Source organism: Micromonospora sp. NPDC004336, assembly GCF_053602615.1.
Genome location: NZ_JBSGDY010000158.1, coordinates 1 through 14,793, shown reverse-complemented (window position 1 = coordinate 14,793; position 14,793 = coordinate 1). Strand labels below are relative to the sequence as shown.

General features: G+C 75.0%; 14 protein-coding genes. 10 read left to right on the top strand and 4 right to left on the bottom strand.

What is annotated here, in order from left to right:
- Window positions 1–31: 31 nt before the first annotated feature.
- The gene (locus ACWENR_RS24930; protein ID WP_452279387.1) at window positions 32–862 is read right to left on the bottom strand and encodes a GDSL-type esterase/lipase family protein; all 831 of its coding nucleotides are present in this window, start codon (window positions 860–862) and stop codon (window positions 32–34) included.
- A gap of 254 nt (window positions 863–1,116) precedes the next feature.
- Between ACWENR_RS24930 and ACWENR_RS24925 the strand changes: the two genes are divergently transcribed.
- Both ACWENR_RS24925 and ACWENR_RS24920 read left to right on the top strand, forming a co-directional pair.
- Window positions 1,117–2,166 (top strand): S1 family peptidase, encoded by a 1,050-nt coding sequence (locus tag ACWENR_RS24925; RefSeq protein WP_452279386.1) that lies wholly within the window; start codon window positions 1,117–1,119, stop codon window positions 2,164–2,166.
- 103 nt (window positions 2,167–2,269) lie between these two features.
- Window positions 2,270–3,862 (top strand): MFS transporter, encoded by a 1,593-nt coding sequence (locus tag ACWENR_RS24920; RefSeq protein ID WP_452279385.1) that lies wholly within the window; start codon window positions 2,270–2,272, stop codon window positions 3,860–3,862.
- A gap of 97 nt (window positions 3,863–3,959) precedes the next feature.
- Here ACWENR_RS24920 and ACWENR_RS24915 read toward each other — a convergent pair whose 3' ends face one another.
- A complete protein-coding gene (locus tag ACWENR_RS24915; RefSeq protein WP_452279384.1) occupies window positions 3,960–4,634 on the bottom strand; it encodes a hypothetical protein in 675 nt (224 codons plus the stop codon).
- A gap of 215 nt (window positions 4,635–4,849) precedes the next feature.
- On the opposite strand from ACWENR_RS24915, the gene ACWENR_RS24910 reads away from it, so the two are divergent.
- From ACWENR_RS24910 to ACWENR_RS24890, 5 genes are all read left to right on the top strand, one after another.
- Window positions 4,850–5,623 carry a hypothetical protein gene (locus ACWENR_RS24910; RefSeq protein WP_452279383.1) on the top strand — a complete coding sequence of 258 codons (774 nt, stop codon included), beginning with the start codon at window positions 4,850–4,852 and terminating at the stop codon, window positions 5,621–5,623.
- A gap of 122 nt (window positions 5,624–5,745) precedes the next feature.
- Window positions 5,746–7,551, top strand: coding sequence for an aspartate--tRNA ligase (gene aspS / locus ACWENR_RS24905; protein WP_452279382.1), 1,806 nt, complete (start codon window positions 5,746–5,748; stop codon window positions 7,549–7,551).
- A 237-nt stretch (window positions 7,552–7,788) separates the two neighbouring features.
- Window positions 7,789–8,604: an SDR family oxidoreductase gene (locus ACWENR_RS24900; RefSeq protein WP_452279381.1), complete on the top strand. Its 816-nt coding sequence runs from the start codon at window positions 7,789–7,791 to the stop codon at window positions 8,602–8,604.
- A 148-nt stretch (window positions 8,605–8,752) separates the two neighbouring features.
- Window positions 8,753–9,349, top strand: coding sequence for a helix-turn-helix domain-containing protein (locus tag ACWENR_RS24895; protein ID WP_452279380.1), 597 nt, complete (start codon window positions 8,753–8,755; stop codon window positions 9,347–9,349).
- Window positions 9,346–10,752, top strand: coding sequence for an MFS transporter (locus ACWENR_RS24890; RefSeq protein WP_452279379.1), 1,407 nt, complete (start codon window positions 9,346–9,348; stop codon window positions 10,750–10,752). The genes ACWENR_RS24895 and ACWENR_RS24890 overlap by 4 nt, the downstream gene beginning before the upstream one ends.
- Window positions 10,753–10,800: 48 nt before the next feature.
- Here the strand turns inward: ACWENR_RS24890 and ACWENR_RS24885 are convergent, their stop codons facing one another.
- Both ACWENR_RS24885 and ACWENR_RS24880 read right to left on the bottom strand, forming a co-directional pair.
- On the bottom strand, window positions 10,801–11,541 hold the full coding sequence (locus tag ACWENR_RS24885; protein ID WP_452279378.1) for a GNAT family N-acetyltransferase: 741 nt from the start codon (window positions 11,539–11,541) through the stop codon (window positions 10,801–10,803).
- Window positions 11,542–11,610: 69 nt separating this feature from the next.
- Entirely contained in the window at window positions 11,611–11,913 is a 303-nt protein-coding gene (locus ACWENR_RS24880; protein WP_452279377.1) for a helix-turn-helix domain-containing protein, read from the bottom strand.
- A 66-nt stretch (window positions 11,914–11,979) separates the two neighbouring features.
- Between ACWENR_RS24880 and map the strand changes: the two genes are divergently transcribed.
- From map to ACWENR_RS24865, 3 genes are all read left to right on the top strand, one after another.
- Entirely contained in the window at window positions 11,980–12,762 is a 783-nt protein-coding gene (map, locus tag ACWENR_RS24875) for a type I methionyl aminopeptidase (RefSeq protein ID WP_452279376.1), read from the top strand.
- 257 nt (window positions 12,763–13,019) lie between these two features.
- On the top strand, window positions 13,020–13,232 hold the full coding sequence (locus ACWENR_RS24870; protein ID WP_091095623.1) for a hypothetical protein: 213 nt from the start codon (window positions 13,020–13,022) through the stop codon (window positions 13,230–13,232).
- Between the two features lie 76 nt (window positions 13,233–13,308).
- Window positions 13,309–14,793, top strand: a 1,485-nt coding sequence (locus tag ACWENR_RS24865; protein ID WP_452279375.1) for a replication-associated recombination protein A, incomplete at its 3' end; no start/stop codon positions are given.

The following is a 14,793-nucleotide window of genomic DNA, read 5'->3' as shown; positions in this document are numbered from 1 at the left end:
GGGCGCCGGTCGCGCCCGCGCGCGGCCGTGGTCACCAGCGGAAGCCGGCGGCGTACGAGACGCTGGCCAGCACCTGCTGGCCGCTGGTGTTCGGGTGGAAGTAGTCCCAGCCGGAGAGCTGGCTGAGGGCGAACGGGTAGCCGAAGACCGCGTTGCCGTCGAACAGGCAGTTCGCCCCGTACGCGGCGCAGGCCTGGGCGAGCTGGCCGTTGAAGTCGATCACGCGCTGCCGGACCCGGTTGCGGCGGTCGACGTCGGCCTGGTTTGTGGAGGTCGGGTTGGCCAGCATGGACTGGCAGATGCCGAAGAGCGACCAGGCGCTGCGGGCGCTGCCGCTGCCCTTGCCGACGTACCAGAGCCGGTGGATGTCCGGGATGCTGATCACGAGGACCTTGGCGTTGGGCAGACCCGCCCGCAGCCGGTTGAGCGCGGAGTCGATGTTGGCCCGGAAGGTGGTCACCGGCGTCATCGTCGACTCGGAGCCGGTGCAGGCGTCGTTGGCGCCGATCAGCATGGTGACGTAGTCGACGCCCTGGCTGACCGCGGTGCCGGCCTGGCCGTACATGTCGGCGGACTTCGCGCCGCTGCGGGCGTCGTTGTGGTTGCGGCCGGCGATGGCGGCGTTGGTCGCGCGGATGCGCAGGTAGTGGCTGTTCACCGTGGAGTCGTCGCCGGTGCTGAAGGACCGGGAGGTGCAGTCGGTGTACCAGCCGCAGGCGTTGAAGCCGCGGGTGATCGAGTCGCCGAGGCTGGCCATCGAGCTGGGGGGTGGTCCGGGGTCGGCGGCGGCCGGGGCGCCGGCGAGCAGGACGAGGGCGGTGACTGTGGCGAGGGGGGCGAGCAGCCGTCGGAAGGGCTTCATGGTGGCCTCCGGATCGCGGGTGCCGACGGTGATGGTGCGGTGAACAGAGCGTATAGATGTCCATCAGTGTCCACAATGTTTCCGTCGGGTGACGGCCGCAGCTCGGGCGAAAAGGACAAAGGCGGGTCTTGCCTACGATCTTAAGTATGTGAATACTTCAGTGAGCTCGGCCGGTTCCCCCAGATCGGCCGGGTCGGTTCCCGGCCCCGTCACCCCCGGCGCGGGCCAGTCACCCCCTCCATGGAGGTTGTTGCATGCGACCCACGAGGTCATCGCTCCGTCGTGCCGCCACCCTCGCCGCGGCCGGAGCCCTGGTTGCCGGCTCGCTGATCGGCGCGCCCGCCCAGGCCGCGCCCGCGTTCGCGTCCCCGGACGCCGCCGCCGGCCTCGCCGAGCGCCTCGGCGACCGCTCCGCCGGCACGTACGCCGACGCCAGCGGCAAGATGGTCGTCACCGTGACCGACGCGCTCGCCGCCCGGCAGGTCAGCGCCGCCGGCGCGACCCCGAAGATCGTCAAGCGCGGCGCCGGCGAGCTGGCCCGCGCCACCGCGGAGCTGGACCGCTCCGCGAAGATCCCCGGCACCGCCTGGTGGACCGACCCGGCCACCAACCAGGTCGTCGTCTCCGTCGACAGCACCGTCACCGGCGCCAAGCTGGAGCGCGTCAAGGCCGCCGCCGCGCGGATGAACGGCGCGATCCGCATCGAGGCCGAGGCCGGCGTGCTGAGCACCCGCATCTCCGGTGGCCAGGCCATCTACGCCGGTGGCGGCGGCCGCTGCTCGCTCGGCTTCAACGTCCGCAGCGGCAGCACCTACTACTTCCTCACCGCCGGGCACTGCACCAACATCTCCTCCAGCTGGTACAGCAACTCGGCCCAGACCAGCCTGCTGGGCACCCGCACCGGCAGCAGCTTCCCGGGCAACGACTACGGCATCGTGCGGCACAGCAACTCCGCCAACGCGGCCGGCAACGTCTCCCTCTACAACGGCAGCTACCGCGACATCACCGCCGCCGGCAACGCCTACGTCGGCCAGTCGGTGCAGCGCTCTGGCAGCACCACCGGCCTGCGCAGCGGCTCGGTGACCGCGCTCAACGCCACGGTGAACTACGCCGAGGGCTCGGTCTCCGGCCTGATCCGCACCAACGTCTGCGCCCAGCCGGGCGACAGCGGCGGCTCGCTGTTCAGCGGCACCATCGCCCTGGGCCTGACCTCGGGCGGCAGCGGCAACTGCACCACCGGTGGCACCACCTTCTTCCAGCCGGTCGGCGAGGCGCTGAGCCGCTACGGCGTCAGCATCTTCTGATCGAACGCACGCCAGCGGGCCGCCGGGTGATCCCGGCGGCCCGTCCGCGTGCCCGGGCCGGTTCGCCGGACTGGGCCGGGCCGACCGGGGTACGTTGCGGTCGGTGAACGACCCCGTGACCCCGCCCGCCTCCGCCTGGGCGCCACTGCGGCTCGCCGCGTTCCGCAGCCTCTGGCTGGCGGTGCTGGCCAGCAACGTGGGCACCTGGATGCAGACCGTCGGCGCGCAGTGGCTGCTCGTCGACGAGGCCAACGCCTCGACCCTGGTGTCGCTGGTGCAGACGGCCAGCATGCTGCCCGTGCTGCTGCTCGCGCTGCCCGCCGGCGCGCTGGCCGACACCCTGGACCGCCGCCGGCTGCTGATCGGCGTGCAGTGCTTCCTCGCCGCCGTCGGCGTACTGCTGACCGGCCTGACCGCCGCCGACCGGATGCCGCCGGCGCTGCTGCTCACCCTGACCTTCGCCCTCGGCGTCGGCCAGGCGCTGACCCTGCCGGCGTGGCAGGCGGTCATCCCCGAGCTGGTGCCCCGGTCGCAGCTCGTCTCGGCCTCGGCGCTCGGCTCGATCAGCGTCAACCTGGCCCGCGCGGTCGGGCCGGCGGTGGCCGGCGTGCTGGTGGCCCGGGCCGGCGTCGCCACCGTCTTCGCCGTCAACGCGGTGTCGTTCGCCGTCTTCGCGCTGGCGCTGCTGCGCTGGCGGCCGGACCGGCCCGAGGGCGACATGCCGGAGCGGTTCGCCGCCGCGTTGCGCGCCGGCGGCCGGTACGTGCGGCACTCGCCGGTGGTCCGCCGGATCCTGCTGCGCGCGGCGCTGTTCGTGGTGCCGGGCAGCGCCCTGTGGGCCCTGCTGCCCCTGGTCGCCAGCCGCCGGCTGCACCTGGGCGCCGGCGGGTACGGGGTGCTGCTCGCCGCGCTCGGCGTCGGCGCGGTGGCCGGCGCTCTCGTGCTGCCCCGGATCAGGCTGGCGCTCACCACCAGCCGGCTTCTGCTGCTGGCCGGACTGGTCTACGCGGCCGTCCTCGGGGTGCTCGCCCTGTCTCCCGGGCCGGTGCCGGTCGCGCTGGCCCTGGTGCCCGCCGGCATGGCGTGGATGACGGTGCTGTCCAGCGTCAACGCCGCGATGCAGCTCTTCCTGCCCGGTTGGGTACGCGCCCGGGGGCTCTCGGTCTACCAGATGGTCTTCGCCGGCGGGCAGGCGCTCGGCGCGGTGGCCTGGGGCGCCCTCGGCGAGGTGGCCGGTCTCGTCGTCGCGCTCGCCGCGGCGGCGGCGCTGATGGCGGCCGGCGCGGCGACCGTGCCGATCTGGCCGCTGCGCGACACCCGGGGCGTCGACCGTGACCCGGCGGTGTGGTGGCCCGAGCCGCACCTGACGCTGCCCGCCGACCCGCGTACCGGGCCGGTGCTGGTGACCGTCTCCTACACGGTGCCGCCCGAACGGCAGGCCGAGTTCGTGGCGGCGATGCGGTTGGTGGGCCGGTCGCGTCGGCGTACCGGGGCGATGCGCTGGGGGCTGTTCCGCACGGGGGAGCGGGAGCACGGCTTCGTCGAGGTCTACCAGGTGCCGTCCTGGGAGGAGCACCTGCGCCAGCACGGCGGGCGGCTCACCGGCGCCGACCGTGGCGCGGAGGAGCGGGCCCGGGCGCTCACCGTCGGGAAGATCGTGGTGAACCACCTGCTCCCCGCCGACCCGCCCGACTGAGCGGTCTTGGGACAGAGGCCCGCCCGACCGGGCGGTCTCGGGACAGAGGCCCGCCCGACTGGGCGGTCCGGGACAGGGGCCCGGCCGGCCGGTCCGGTCAGCGGGTGAGGCCGGCGTCGGCGAGGACGGCGAAGCCCCCGCCGAGGTCGCACTCCACCGTCAGCGTCAGCAGGTCGGCCCCCTCGACGGGAAAGGAGAGCGCCTCCACCGGGCGGGTCATCGTCGTCGTCCGGCTCCCCCGGGGCTGCCGGGTCAGGGTGTCGTCGGGCTCCCGGACGGTCACCACGGCGCTGATCCGCACGGCGGTCTCCGGGTCGTCGTCGGGCGGGTACCAGGCGCGGAAGGTCGCCGAGAAGTCCAGGTAGCGGCGCTTGAGGGGGTAGCTGACCGACCGGCTCCGGTCCTCGCCGTCGTTGGTCGGGCAGGAGAGCACGACCGGGTGCGGCAGGTCGGCGCGGCCGGCCAGGGCGCGTGGCAGCGGTCGCAGGTAGGCGCTGCCGGTCTCGGGCGTCAGCGCGTCGAGGTACGTCCGGCCTGGGTCGCCCGGGGCGCCGGTGCCCGGCGCGGCCGGGGTGGTGACGGGCGCGGTCGTGCCCGTGCTCGCCTGCGACGGGCTGGGCGGCGGCGTGGGCAGCCGGTCGGGGCCCTGCCGGGGCCACTGCCAGGCGAGCACGGCGACGAGCAGGCTGACCAGACCGACTGCCGCCGAGGTCTTCCCGTCGGGCGTCAAGCGGCGGCGGGGGGAGTCCGTGCCGGACACCGGCTCGGTCATGAGAGGTCACCTGCGCAAGATCGATGGGGGTGGTTCATTATCCCGGCCGGGCGGTGACGTGGTGTACCCGGCGGATGACGGGTTACCGACAGCGATCTTGGCTGCTTTCTGGGATAAATGCGCCCCGTGCCCGACGACCGGCCCGCCGTCGTCGGCGCCGCCGGAGCAGGCCCCGGAGGCGGCTGGACCGCCACCCCGACGTGAGGAGCCACGAGATGACCTCGGATCAGCAGGGCCGCCCGGCGTCGCCGCCTCCCGGCCCGGGCGGGCCCGCGGCGCCGAAGCCGCGCGGCGGCAGCCGGTGGCCCCTGGTCGCGGTGGGGGCCGCCGCGCTGGCCGTCCTCCTCGGCCTGCTCGCCACGGTGCTGTCGCTGCGGGCGCTCGACCAGGCCAACGACGCCCGGGACATCGCCCGGGCGGCCGGCGCGGGCCGGGGGGTGGAGGGGCGGCCGGGCCCCGGGGAGCCGGCGGGGACGTCGACGGCACCCGCGCCGGCGACAACCGGGGCGGAACCGCCCCCGCCGGGGCCGAGCCTCAGCGGGAGCGCGGAGCCGTCGCTCGACCCGCGGACCGAGTTCAAGGAGAAGTACGTCGGCGAGCGCCTCACGCTGCGGGCCAACTGCGGCACCGACCTGGACATCGACCTGGACAAGCCCGAGGTGCGGGTCAGCGACGGCGAGGAACTCCGGTTCACCGCCCGCTGCGGCGGCAACTCGTCGTACTTCAACCTGGCCAGCAGGGCGCGGGGCGCCCAGGTCGACGCCGCGACGCTCGGCGCCGCGGACTGCGACGAGCGGATCGCGAAGGGCGCCATCGGCACGGACATCAACGTCCCCGCCCGCAAGGGCGTGGTGCTGTGCGTCCGGACCTCGTTGACGGAGGCGCGGGAGCGCGGCGACACCTGGAAGATGGCCCTGGTGGAGGTCACCGACGTCAACGACGACGGGACGGTGGTGCTGACCGCGAAGGCCTGGGACATCCCGCTGTAGCGGCGGGAGACGGATCCGCGTCGCCGCCCGGAGCCCGCCTCCCTCACCCCGCAACGGGGTGCGGGGGGAGGCTGACAGAATGCCAGGGGTAACGGTGTACCGCAGATGAGGAGACGCAAGTCGTGATCCGTACCCATGACGCCGGCAGCCTGCGCGCGACGGACGCCGGCACCACGGTGACGCTCGCCGGCTGGGTGGCCCGCCGGCGCGACCACGGCGGCGTGATCTTCGTCGACCTGCGCGACGGCTCCGGCGTGGTCCAGGCGGTGTTCCGCGAGGAGGACGCGCACGCGCTGCGCAACGAGTTCTGCGTGAAGGTCACCGGCGAGGTGACCCGCCGCCCCGAGGGCAACGAGAACCCGGAGCTGCCGACCGGCGAGATCGAGGTGACCGTCGCCGAGCTGGAGGTGCTCTCCGAGGCGGCCCCGCTGCCGCTGCCGGTCGACGACCAGGTCGAGGCCGGCGACGACATCCGGCTGCGCTACCGCTACCTCGACCTGCGCCGCAGCGGCCCCGCGAAGGCGATGCGGCTGCGCTCGCGGGCCAACCAGCTCGCCCGCACGGTGCTGCACGAGCGGGACTTCCTGGAGATCGAGACCCCGACGCTGACCCGGTCCACCCCGGAGGGCGCGCGCGACTTCCTGGTGCCGGTGCGCCTCCAGCCGGGCAGCTGGTACGCGCTGCCGCAGTCGCCGCAGCTGTTCAAGCAGCTGCTGATGGTCGGCGGCATGGAGCGTTACTACCAGATCGCCCGCTGCTACCGCGACGAGGACTTCCGCGCCGACCGGCAGCCGGAGTTCACCCAGCTCGACATCGAGATGTCCTTCGTCACCGAGGACGACGTGATCGACCTCGGCGAGGCGATCGTCTCGGCGCTGTGGAGGGACCTGGCCGGCCACGAGATCTCCCGGCCGATCCCGCGCATCACCTGGCACGACGCGATGGCCCGCTACGGCTCCGACAAGCCCGACCTGCGCTACGGCGTCGAGCTGACCGAGCTGACCGACTATCTGCGCGGCACGCAGTTCCGGGTCTTCGCCGGCGCGATCGACGCGGGCGGCTACGTCGGCGCCGTCGTCATGCCGGGCGGCGCGTCCCAGAGCCGCAAGGAGCTGGACGGCTGGCAGGACTGGGCCAAGGCGCGCGGCGCGCGCGGCCTGGCGTACGTGGTGCTCGACGCCGAGACCGGCGAGGCGCGCGGGCCGGTGGCGAAGAACCTCTCCGCCGAGCACCTGGGCGGGCTGGCCGACGCGGTCGGCGCCAAGCCGGGCGACGCGGTCTTCTTCGCCGCCAGCACGAACACGCGCGAGGCGCAGGAGCTGCTCGGCGCGGCCCGCATCGAGATCGCCAAGCGGGCCGGCCTGGTCGACGAGAGCGCCTGGGCGTTCTGCTGGGTGGTCGACGCGCCGATGTTCGAGCGCACGGACGAGGGCGGCTGGACGGCGGTGCACCACCCGTTCACCTCGCCGAACGCCGAGTGGGTCGACCGGTTCGAGGAGGCGCCCGACCGCGCGCTGGCCTACGCGTACGACATCGTCTGCAACGGCAACGAGATCGGCGGCGGCTCGATCCGTATCCACCGGGGCGACGTGCAGCAGCGGGTCTTCGACCTGCTCGGCATCACGCCCGACGAGGCGCAGGACAAGTTCGGCTTCCTGCTGGAGGCGTTCAAGTACGGCGCCCCGCCGCACGGCGGCATCGCCTTCGGCTGGGACCGGGTCTGCATGCTGCTCGCCGGCGCGGACTCGATCCGCGAGGTCATCGCCTTCCCGAAGACCCGGGGCGGCTTCGACCCGCTGACCGGCGCGCCGACGCCGATCACCGCCCAGCAGCGCACCGAGGCGGGCATCGACGCCAAGCCGAAGCCGCCGGCCGCCCCGCACGCCGGCACGGCCGGCCCGGCGGCCCCGGTGGCCGACCCGACCTGACCGGGTCGACCTCCCCGACGGGCCGGGAGGTCCCCGTCATGACGCGCGCGGCGACCTGACGGGGACCCCGCCGGCGGTCGCGGGCACCGGCGTCGCGGCGAGGCGCCGCGACCGGGTACCACCCGGGCCCTCCGGGACCTCGGCGCCGCCGGGGTCCCGGGCCTCGGGGGCGGGACCCCGGGCCCGGGGGCGGCGAGGTTCGGGCGCGCTGGCGCCGACGCGAGGAGAGGGGGCGGCATGACGCTGCTCGTGGTGGGGGCCAGCGGTTACCTCGGCGGCGAGGTGTGCCGGCAGGCGGTCGCGGCGGGGGAGCGGGTGGTCGGGACGTACCACTCGTGCGGGGTCGAGGTGCCGGGCGTCGACGCGCGCCGGCTGGACGTGACGGACCGGGCCGCGGTGCGCGAGCTGGTCGCCCGGGTGCGCCCCGACGCCGTGGTGAGCACCCCCTACCGGTACGCGGAGTGGACGGTGACCGCCGACGGCGCGGCCCACGTGGCGTACGCGACCGCCGAGGTGGGGGCGCGGCTGGTGCACCTGTCCAGCGACGCGCTGCACGCCGGCCGTCCCGAGCCGTACGCCGACGACGAGCCGCCGAGCCCGGTCTTCCCGTACGGGGCGGCCAAGGCGGCGGCCGAGACCGCCGTACGGGCGATCGACCCGAGCGCCGCGCTGGTGCGCACCTCGCTCATCGTGGGCGACGAGCGGAGCAAGCAGATCCGGCTCTGCCTCGACGCGCTCGCCGGGCGGGCCGCCCTGTTCACCGACGAGATCCGCTGCCCGGTCGACGTCACCGACCTCGCCGCTGCCGTCCTCGACCTGGTCGACAGCCGGTACGCCGGACCGCTGAACGTCGCCGGCCCGGACGCGGTGAGTCGGGCCGAGCTGGGGCGGCTGGTCGCGGCCCGCTTCGGCCTCGACGCGGGCGGGCTGAAGACCACCACCAGCGCCTCCACGGGGCTGGTCCGCCCGGTCGAGGTGCGCCTGGACTCGTCCCGCGCCGCCGCTCTGCTGCCGACCCGACTGCGCGGCATCCGCGAGCTGCTCGCCCCCTGAGGCCCGGCTCGCCGCTCAACCCGGCGCCCGGGCTCGCCGCTCAACCCGGCGCGCCCCGCCCATCGCCCGGATCCCCGGCCCACGACTGACGCAGAATTTCTATGCACAACTCTTGTGCATAGAATCTGTGCACAGATATTGTGCGTATATGGAGAACGCACCCCCGCCCCCGGACGCGCCGCGCGCCGTGCACCTCGACCACCGGCAGGTCCGCGTCCTGGCCCATCCGCTGCGGATGCGGCTGCTCGGCACGCTTCGCCTCGACGGCCCGGCGACCGCGACCATGCTGGCCGAGAAGCTGGACACCAACACCGGGGCGACCAGCTACCACCTGCGGCAGCTCGCCGAGGTGGGGCTGGTGGCCGAGGATCTCGACCGCAGCGCCGGCCGGCAGCGGTGGTGGCGGGCGGCGCACGACGTCACCAACTTCGAGCCGACCGACTTCGACGACGACCCGGACGCCCGGGCGGCGGTCGAGTGGATCCAGGGCGACCAGGTGCGGCTGGTGGTCGAGCTGGCCGAGCGCTGGATGGCCGACGCGCCGCAGCAGTCCCCGCAGTGGCGGGACGCCGCCGGCATGGGCGACCTGGTGCTGGAGCTGGGGCCGGACCGGCTCCAGGCGCTCAACGACGAGCTGTGGGCGCTGCTGATGCGCTACCGGGACGAGGCGACGCCCGGCGAGCCCGACGCCCGGTCCGTGCACGTCTTCTACGGTGCCTTTCCCCGGTGGGAGGGGAAGCGGTGAGCGCGCTGTCCGTACGCCAGGTCCGGCGCCGCTTCCTCGTGCTGCACGGCCTGCGCTGGCTGCCCACCGGCCTGATGGTCCCGGTGATGATCCTGCTCATGCAGGAGCGCGGGCTGACGCTCTCCCAGATCGGCCTGGTCTCCGTCGCACAGGGACTGGTCGTGCTGGCCCTGGAGCTGCCCACCGGCGGGTTCGCCGACGCCCTCGGGCGCCGCCCGGTCCTGGTCGTGGCCTGGCTGGTCAACCTCGTCTCGCTCGCGCTGTTCGCCGTCGCCGACTCGTTCGCGCTGTTCTTCCTGATCTGGGCGTTGCAGGGCGTCTTCCGGGCGCTGGACAGCGGACCCCTGGAGTCCTGGTACGTCGACGCCACCCTCGCCGCCGACCCGGAGGCCGACTACGAGCCGGGCCTCGGCTACGCCGGCACCGTCATCGGCGTCACCATCGGCGCCGGCGCGCTGCTCGGCGGCGGTCTGGTCGCGCTCGGCCCGATCGGGCCGGTCAGCGCCCTGACCGTGCCGGTGCTGGTCGCGTTCGCGTTGCAGGCGGCGGCCCTGGTCGCGCTGCTGGTGCTGCTGGTGGAGAGCCGCCCCGCGAGGGACGCCGGGGCGCTGCGGGCGTCGGTGGTCGAGGCGCCCCGGATGATCGGGCAGGCCGTCGGGCTGCTCCGCCGGTCCCGGGTGCTGCTCGCCCTGGTCTGCGTCGAGCTGTTCTGGGGGTTCGGCATGGTCACCTTCGAGTCGCTGCTCCCCGTCCGGCTCGCCGAGGTGGTGGGCGACCCGGACCGGGCGGCGGCCCTGCTGGGACCGGCCAGCTCGGCGGCCTGGCTGGCCGGGGCGGCCGGCTCGGCGCTCACCCCGCTGATGCTGCGCTGGCTGGGCGCCGCGCCCAGCGCCGCCCTGCTGCGGATCCTGCAGGGCGCCACGGTGGTCGGGATGGGTCTGCTCGCCGGCCCGACCGGGGTGCTCATCGCCTACCTCGTCTGCTACGCCATGCACGGGGCGTCCAACCCGGTGCACATGGGGCTGCTGCACCGGCAGGTCGACGGCCCGTACCGGACCAGCGTGATCTCGCTCAACTCGATGATGGCCCAGCCCGGCTTCGCCGTCGGCGCCGTCGGGCTCACCGCGCTCGCCGACGCCGTCAGCGTCAGCGCCGCCATGCTGCTCGGCGCGGTCGTGCTGGCCGTCGCGGCCCCGCTCTACCTGCCCGCCTGGCGCGCCGGCCGCCGCGCCCCGGGCGGCGACTCCGGGTCCGCGCCGGAGGCGGTTCCCGCCGCCGGCCCGCTTCCGGCGCCCGAGGCCGTCGCCGCCGGCCCGCTCCCCGCTGCGGGCGCCGGGTCCGTCGAGCCGGTGGGTGGGCGGTCGGGGGTGGACGCAGCTTCCGCCCCGACGCAGGGCGGCTGAGCGCCCGGCGCGCCGGCGGGCCCCCGGAGGAGGGGCCCGTCGGCGCGCTCAGGCCAGGTGCACGGAGCTGCGGGCCAGCGCGCCGGTGAAGCCGAGCCGCCGGTAGAGCCGGATCGCCCCGACGTTGGCGGTGTAGACGCCGAGCGCCACGGTGTCGTGCCGGGCGAACAGCGCCCGGGTCATCCCGGCGGTCAGCGCCGCGCCCAGCCCCCGGCCACGCAGCCCCGGAGCGACGGTCAGGCCGGCGAGGAAGCCGACGTCACCCCGGCTGCGGTCCGCCCCGCAGGCCACGATCCGGTCGCCGTCGCGGATGCCGTACCAGTCGACGACCCGGGGGTCGCCCGGCCGGGAGGTGGTGGTCGGGAAGGACTCGTCGATCAGCTCGGCCAGCGCCGGGTGGTCGGCCTCGGTGAGCCGGACCACCCGATCCTCGTCGGGCTGGCGCGGCGGGGCGGTCGTGGCCCAGAGGAAGTCCCACTCGTCGTGCCGCGCCACAGCCAACCGGCCGGTCAGCGCCGCCGGGTCGAGCCGCGGCAGGTGCAGCCACTGGCCGGAGCGGAGCACGCCGCGCGCCAGGAGGTCGGCGAAGACGTCGACCGCCGGCCCGGGGGCGCCGATCGCGCCGCCGGCCGGGCCGTGCTCGGCGGGGAGCAGCCAGCCCACCGCGTCGTCGCGCCGCCAGCCGCGCGGTCGCTCGCCGACCCAGAGCGAGTGCCGGGCGTACGGGTGGTGACCGGCGGCGGTCAGGATGGCGTCCCGCCCCTCCAGGACCTGGTCGGCGATGATCATGCTGTCAGCCTAGAGGCGCCGGCCCGGTGCCGGGGCGTCGGCGGGCTGCGACGGGTCGCGGGGTGGGACCTAGGAGGCCAACCGCTCGGCCGGGTGGTGGTCCGACGCACCGGGCCCGGCCTCGCCGTCCGACCGGTTGATCTCCGACCACACCCCGTCTAGGGAGAGGCCGAGGACGTCGGCGATCGCGGCGATGGTCGGGAAGGCGGGGGTGGCCACCCGACCGGACTCGATCTTGCGAAGGGTCTCCGGCGAGACGCCCGCGGCCAGCGCGGTGACGAGCATCGAACGGTCCCCCCTGGCGCGTCGCAGGAGGGCGCCGAGGCGCTGACCGCGCTCGACCTCCGCGGGAGTGAGCGGCAACCTGACCATGGATCCGATTCTAGTACCGGGATAATATGGCCGGGATAGTTATTGGCTCCGCGAGGAAGGCGCCCCATGATCGAGATTCTGACCCCCGCCCAACTGCTGCGCGCGAGGGACGCCGGCGCCCTGGTCGCCGACGTGTTGCAGACGCTGCGGAGCCGCAGCACGGTCGGCACGAACCTGCTGGACATCGACAGCTGGGCGCGGGCCATGATCACCGAGGCCGGGGCGCAGTCCTGCTACGTCGACTACGCGCCGTCCTTCGGGCGCGGGCCGTTCGGCCACCACATCTGCACGTCGGTCAACGACGCCGTGCTCCACGGGCTGCCGCACGACTACCGGCTCGCCGACGGCGACCTGCTGACGCTCGACCTCGCCGTCGCCACGGACGGGGTCGTCGCCGACTCCGCCGTCAGCTTCGTCGTGGGCGAGACGAAGCCGCCGGAGAGCCTCGCGTTGATCGACGCGACCGAGCGCGCGCTGAGCGCCGGGATCGCCGCGGCCGGCCCCGGGGCCCGCGTCGGCGACATCTCCCACGCCATCGGCTCGGTGCTCGGCGCGGCGGGTTACCCGATCAACACCGAGTTCGGCGGTCACGGCGTCGGCTCGACGATGCACCAGGACCCGCACGTGTCGAACACGGGGCGGCCCGGTCGCGGCTACCGGCTGCGGCCCGGGCTGCTGCTGGCGCTGGAGCCATGGGTCATGGCGGACACCGCCGAGCTCGTGACCGACGCCGACGGCTGGACCCTGCGCAGCGCGACCGGCTGCCGGACGGCGCACAGCGAGCACACGATCGCCATCACCGACGACGGAGCCGAGGTGCTCACCGTGCCGAGGCCGGCGCGACCGTGAGGTGTGCGAGCACCTGGGCGTGGACGCCGCCCGGCTGGCGCCGGGCCACCCTCCACGCCCCGGCGGCACGCGGCCCGCCCCCGGCGGTGCGCGGCCTGTCCCCGGCGGCGCGCGGCCCGTGCCGGGCCGCCATTCACGACGTACCGGTCGAAGCGGGCGGTCTTCGGAGCAGGGCGGCTCCAAGGTGGAGATTGACGAGCGGACCGATCGGGTACATCCCGCGCCGACCTACTGGGAACCCCCACCGGAGGAACGACATGCTCGCCATTCTCGCGGCGATCGTTTTCGGTTTCGCCCTGCTGCTCGATCTCTTCGACACCCGGCTCGGCGCGCCGGACCTGCTGAACCCGACGACCCTGCTGATGCTGGGCCTGCTCCTGCTCTCGCTCTACCTGGCCGGCGTCGGCAGCGGCCCGCGCGGCGGAGGCGGCGGCCGCTGGTACCGGGGTCGGCGCCCGGGCCGGGGCTGACCGCGAACGATCATCGACGGTCCCGTCCCGTGGCGCGCTTCCGGCGCCCTGGGACGGGACCGGTACTGTTCCCGTGATGGAGTCCGACGCCCTCTTCTCCCTCGGTGAGCCCGCCGGAGCGCCCCCCGCGCCCACGGGTTCCGTCGGTGTGGACGGCTTCACGGCGGTGGGGGAGGATTCGCCCCTGCCGGTCCGGATGCGCCCGCGCACCATCGACGAGCTGGTCGGGCAGGAGCACCTGCTCGCGCCGGGCGCCCCGCTGCGCCAGCTCGTCTCCGCCAGCGCGCCGATGTCGGTCATCCTGTGGGGGCCGCCGGGCAGCGGCAAGACGACCATCGCGCACCTGGTCGCCCGGGCCACCGACCGCCGCTTCGTCGCCATGTCGGCGCTCACCGCCGGGGTCAAGGACGTGCGCGCGGTGATCGAGACGGCCCGCCGGCAGCGCCGCTCCGGCGGCCCGCAGACCGTGCTCTTCATCGACGAGGTGCACCGGTTCAGCAAGACCCAGCAGGATTCGCTGCTCGCCGCCGTGGAGGACCGCACCGTCACGCTGCTCGCGGCGACCACCGAGAACCCGTACTTCTCGGTGATCTCGCCGCTGCTGTCGCGGTGCGTGCTGCTCACCCTCCAGCCGCTGGACGACGCGGCGGTGCGCGGCCTGCTGCGCCGCGCGGTGACCGACGAGCGTGGTCTCGGCGGCGCGCTGACCCTCGAGACCGAGGCCGAGGACCATCTGGTCCGCCTCGCGGCCGGCGACGTACGCAAGGCCCTCACCGCGCTGGAGGCGGCGGCGGCCTCCGCCACGGCCCTCGGCGCCGACCGGATCGACCTGGCCACCGCCGAGCAGGCGGTGGACGTGGCGGCCGTGCGCTACGACCGCGCCGGCGACGCCCACTACGACGTGACGAGCGCCTTCATCAAGAGCATGCGCGGCTCGGACGTGGACGCGGCGCTGCACTGGCTGGCCCGGATGCTGGTCGCCGGCGAGGACGCCCGTTTCATCGCCCGTCGCCTGGTCATCTTCGCCAGCGAGGACGTCGGCATGGCGGACCCGGCGGCGCTGAGCGTGGCCACCGCCGCCGCCCACGCGGTGGAGTTCGTCGGGCTGCCCGAGGCGCAGCTCAACCTTGCCCAGGCCGTGATCCACCTGGCCACCGCCCCGAAGTCCAACTCGGCCACCGCCGCGATCGGCGCGGCCATCTCCGACGTGCGGGCGGGCCGGGGCGGGCCGGTGCCGCGCGGGCTGCGCGACGCGCACTACTCGGGCGCCAAGGGCCTCGGGCACGGCACCGGTTACCGCACCCCCCACAAGGACCAGCGCGGCGTGATCACCCAGCAGTACGCTCCCGACGACCTTGTCGGCACCGACTACTACCGGCCCAGCCAGCACGGCGCGGAGCGGGCGGTGGCCACCCGACTGCCGCTGCTGCGCCGCATCGTCCGAGGGCTGCCGGCCCCGGTCACCCCGGCGGAGGCGCCGGTGACGGTCGCGAGCGGGCCGGCGGCGGGTGGCCGGCGACAGGCGGACACGGGCGGCGCCGGCGCGGTTAGAGAGGGCGGC

What these genes read in the sequence shown, in the direction of transcription:
- ACWENR_RS24910 (WP_452279383.1), top strand. Translation starts at nt 4,850, where the DNA reads ATGACCTCGGATCAGCAGGGCCGCCCGGCGTCGCCGCCTCCCGGCCCG.
- ACWENR_RS24885 (WP_452279378.1), bottom strand. Translation starts at nt 11,541, where the DNA reads ATGATCATCGCCGACCAGGTCCTGGAGGGGCGGGACGCCATCCTGACC.
- ACWENR_RS24915 (WP_452279384.1), bottom strand. Translation starts at nt 4,634, where the DNA reads ATGACCGAGCCGGTGTCCGGCACGGACTCCCCCCGCCGCCGCTTGACG.
- ACWENR_RS24880 (WP_452279377.1), bottom strand. Translation starts at nt 11,913, where the DNA reads ATGGTCAGGTTGCCGCTCACTCCCGCGGAGGTCGAGCGCGGTCAGCGC.
- ACWENR_RS24900 (WP_452279381.1), top strand. Translation starts at nt 7,789, where the DNA reads ATGACGCTGCTCGTGGTGGGGGCCAGCGGTTACCTCGGCGGCGAGGTG.
- ACWENR_RS24870 (WP_091095623.1), top strand. Translation starts at nt 13,020, where the DNA reads ATGCTCGCCATTCTCGCGGCGATCGTTTTCGGTTTCGCCCTGCTGCTC.
- ACWENR_RS24895 (WP_452279380.1), top strand. Translation starts at nt 8,753, where the DNA reads ATGGAGAACGCACCCCCGCCCCCGGACGCGCCGCGCGCCGTGCACCTC.
- ACWENR_RS24930 (WP_452279387.1), bottom strand. Translation starts at nt 862, where the DNA reads ATGAAGCCCTTCCGACGGCTGCTCGCCCCCCTCGCCACAGTCACCGCC.
- ACWENR_RS24925 (WP_452279386.1), top strand. Translation starts at nt 1,117, where the DNA reads ATGCGACCCACGAGGTCATCGCTCCGTCGTGCCGCCACCCTCGCCGCG.
- map (WP_452279376.1), top strand. Translation starts at nt 11,980, where the DNA reads ATGATCGAGATTCTGACCCCCGCCCAACTGCTGCGCGCGAGGGACGCC.